The sequence below is a fragment of the Okeania sp. SIO2C2 genome (assembly GCF_010692625.1).
GTDB lineage: Bacteria > Cyanobacteriota > Cyanobacteriia > Cyanobacteriales > Microcoleaceae > Okeania > Okeania hirsuta.
In genome coordinates, this window is sequence record NZ_JAAHGM010000169.1 from 1 (window position 1) to 1,259 (window position 1,259).

A 1,259-nucleotide genomic window follows, 5' to 3' on the forward strand; every position below is an offset into this window, starting at 1 on the left:
AAATTTTCCACCATGCGCACTGCCTACCAATATAAATTAAGGCCCAATAAAGAACAGTTAGCCACAATAAAAATGTGGTTAGAATTGTTGCGTCGGCAGTACAACTATAGGTTAGGAGAGCGGTTTTCATGGTGGTCAGAAAACTGTTGTCCAGTTAACGCCTGCCCCTTGGTGATGCCAATTCCTCAACTCAGAGATAATCCAGATTATTACTCTCAAAAAAAAGATTTGGTCAATACCAAAGACAAATTTCCTGAGTACAAGCTAATTCATTCTCAGGTATGCCAGGATTGCATAAAACGAGTAAAACTTGCCTTTGATAGATGGTTTAAGACAGACAAAAATGGACATAAATTAGGGAAACCAAGGTTTAAAGGAAAAGGACGTTATCGCAGTTTTACTTATCCTCAAATCAAACTTGACTGCATTGAAGGAAATAAAATTAATTTACCCAAAATTGGCAAGGTAAAGTTAATTCAGCATCGTCCAATACCAGAAGGGTTTATAATTAAAACAGTGACTATTAGTCGTAAAGCTGATGGTTATTATGTGACTTTATCCCTAGAAGACAAATCAGTTCCAGCTTTAACAACTGAAGTGGAACCTACATTAAAAAATACTCTGGGAATTGATATGGGGTTGAAAGAATTCTTAGTAACAAGTGAAGGAGAGTCTATCCCCATACCTCAATACTATCGAAAATATCAGCAGCGATTAAAGACTCTACAGAAACGTTTATCTCGAAAGAAAAAAGGCAGCAAAAGGTGGTTAAAAGCTGTTAAAGCTGTAGCCAAACAACATAAAAAGGTAGCTGATAAACGTAAAGACTTTCATTTCAAAACAGCCAATGAATTGTTATCAAAAGCGGATATTATCGCCCATGAAAACTTAAACATTAAAGGGCTAGCAAAGAATCGTTTGAGTAAATCAATTAACGATGCTGGATGGGGCCAATTTATAACTATTTTGACTGTCAAAGCCGGAAATGCTGGACAGAAAACTATAGGAGTGAACCCCAAAAATACTAGCCAAGATTGCTCGAACTGTGGAAAAAAAGTCAAGAAAGAATTAAACATACGAACTCATTCTTGTCCGCATTGCGGTATTGTAATAGGCCGCGACTTGAATGCAGCGATAAATATCAAAAATAGGGCGGTAGGGCATTCCGTCTTTAAAGCTCGTGGAGCCCGATGCAATAGCAGGGCTACGAAACGAGAAGCCCACACTATAGCGGCAGCTTAGTGTGGGAGTATGTCACG

The 1,259-nt window shown here is 38.2% G+C and carries 1 protein-coding gene; it reads left to right on the forward strand.

Features of this window, described 5'->3' with window-relative positions; translation table 11 throughout:
• Window positions 1-1,242: transposase (locus F6K18_RS36170; protein WP_353735281.1), on the forward strand; the 1,242-nt coding region annotated here is incomplete at its 5' end.
• Between the last annotated feature and the right edge of the window lie 17 nt (window positions 1,243-1,259).